A 2336-nucleotide genomic window follows, 5' to 3' on the forward strand; every position below is an offset into this window, starting at 1 on the left:
TTCTTAAACATTGAGATTTCCTTTTTTGTTACGAAGGACGTAGCGGTTGTCGCTGCGCCTTCATGTCTAGGAAGGTATCAAAGTTGTACGATCTAACAATATATCGAGCTTAAACTTGCACTATCTGCTAAAAAATTTGAACGATCTCAGGTAAATTGTCATCGCTTGTTCGTTATTGCCGCACCTTTCTGCGGGGCTTCAACAGCCAGCCATTAGTTGTCTTTGAACATTGTTCGGATACGATCTTGCAGGGCCGGAATGATATCTTGATCAAACCATGGGTTCTGCTTCAGCCAGCGATTATTTCTGGGGCTTGGATGGGGCAATATGAGTTGTTTCGGCCATACATCAGCCCATGACTTCACTGCATCAGTAACAGTGTTTTTGCCAAATTCAGGCAAATGCCAATCTATGGCATATCGGCCAATGATCAACGTCAGCTCAACGTTCTTTACTTCATCTAATACTTTGCTACGCCACGCCTCTGCGCATTCCGAGCGAGGTGGAAGATCCCCACCTTTGCCAGTTCCAGGGAAGCAAAACCCCATAGGCACGATGGCAATTTTCTGTTTGGCGTAGAATGTATCTTTGTTGATCCCTAGCCATGATCGCAACCGATCACCAGATGGATCATCAAATGGGATGCCCTTATTGTGGGTAATACGTCCGGGTGCTTGGCCAACGATCAGCAGCTTGGAAGTCGGGCTAAATTGGACAATCGGGCGCGGCCCCAGCGGGAGATCCGAGCAGATCGTGCAAGAGCGAATGCTCTCAATCAAAACAGAAGCGGTTTCCGCATTTTTCATTCTGTTACCCAAAAGTGGTGGGGGCCGCCAATATGTGACGGCCCTGTATCAAATGTCTATGCGAAGGCTGCGCTATCCTCGGACTTGTGTAGTCCAACGACTGCCAAAACAGTTAATCCTAGTGCCATATAGTACCAAAACTCGATACCACTGAAGCCGAGTATGATCGGCGCGATGACAAAGACAACACCGACAATGCCATCTACAGCCAAGTGCAGTTTGTATGGCAAAATACGGACGACACCCAAATGGTGATCTGTAAGGATCGTTAGAATGAATGCAGCGATGCCGGTTGCGACAGACAACCAAAATGCCAGCATGTTGCCGTCGCCCAAGCCAAACAAGAATGGCATTGCGATGAGGCCGATTGCGACCGGGTAGTCCAGATAGGCGTGGATTGATTTTGTGATAAAGCGTGGAAACATGGGTATCTCTTTTCTTATTTGTAAGCGCGTTGCGCGATGTTGATGAAAGAGAGATAAGGCAGGCATGGCGACGAGGATATGCGTGTTCGTTCCCTTTTTAGTACAGATCGTTCAAACCACAGCACGATCTGTGGTTTGGGATTTTCTGAACTTAGCAGGTGTCATGCCCGTTTCCTTTTTGAAGACGCGCGCGAATGCTGAATCAGACGCGTAACCTGCACCTTCAGCGGCATCTGTCAGTGTCATCTGAGGCCGTAAAAGAATGTTCTTCGCGACTTCGATCCGCCAACTCGTGACATACTCCATTGGGGTCATTGCCATCTTTTTCTGGAACAGGACAGCAAAGCTTGTACGAGACATGCCCGCGGCTTGCGCCAATGTTTCGACAGTCCAATTCTGTGTTGCTGCCTTGTGAAAGGCATCTAGGGCACGGCGCAAGTTTGCATCTGAAAAACCACCCAATCCCCATTCAGGGGCATCGTTACTTTCGATAAAACTTCGGATTGCCTGCGCCAGGATGGCCTCAGACATTTTCAGAGCGATCAGGTCACCACCCAACCGGTGTCCACCCGCTTCGTCACCAATGACGCGCAGCGTCGCCTCCATCCATTTCCCGGCATGTTCGCCGTAATTCCTCAGATGAATAAAGGGCGGCAATCTCTCTATCAGAATGTGCTTTGCGTGCGGTTCAAATGAGAAATGACCACATATGAGCTGCGTTTCCGACAGCGATTCATCACCGCCATACACAAGAACGCCAGTACCATCATAACCAGATTGCTCTAAGACAGAGTCGAGAGGCATAACTGTCTTTTTGGGCAAATGCCCACAGTACAGATCGTGCGATGAGCCGTGTGGGATAATGATCAAATCTCCCTGGGCCAACGAAACAGTTTCTTCAACACCATCCACGGACACAAGGCATCCGCCGCGATGCGCAAAGTGAAATCTCGCCACGTTCTCATAGTTTGGAACTGCGACGCCCCAAGGCTTTGTGAACGATGTGCGGAAGTAAAGCGATGCCCGCATTGAAAGACTGGTGAGAATGTCACTGAGAAGGTCAAGCATAGCGCATCCTTGCACTAATCCGTCGGCCAGTACAGTC

3 protein-coding genes are annotated in these 2336 nt (G+C 49.2%); all 3 read right to left on the reverse strand.

All coding sequences use genetic code 11. The annotated features are described in order from the left end of the window. Positions 1 to 212 precede the first annotated feature (212 nt). The gene (locus ABJQ89_RS04150) at positions 213 to 806 is read right to left on the reverse strand and encodes a uracil-DNA glycosylase family protein (protein WP_348404438.1); all 594 of its coding nucleotides are present in this window, start codon (positions 804 to 806) and stop codon (positions 213 to 215) included. Between the two features lie 56 nt (positions 807 to 862). After that, positions 863 to 1231 (reverse strand): hypothetical protein, encoded by a 369-nt coding sequence (locus ABJQ89_RS04155; RefSeq protein WP_348404439.1) that lies wholly within the window; start codon positions 1229 to 1231, stop codon positions 863 to 865. A gap of 111 nt (positions 1232 to 1342) precedes the next feature. Further along, positions 1343 to 2299, reverse strand: a complete 957-nt coding sequence (locus tag ABJQ89_RS04160; RefSeq protein WP_348495006.1) for an AraC family transcriptional regulator — start codon at positions 2297 to 2299, stop codon at positions 1343 to 1345. Between the last annotated feature and the right edge of the window lie 37 nt (positions 2300 to 2336).

Source organism: Planktotalea sp., assembly GCF_039984035.1.
Lineage (GTDB): Bacteria > Pseudomonadota > Alphaproteobacteria > Rhodobacterales > Rhodobacteraceae > Planktotalea.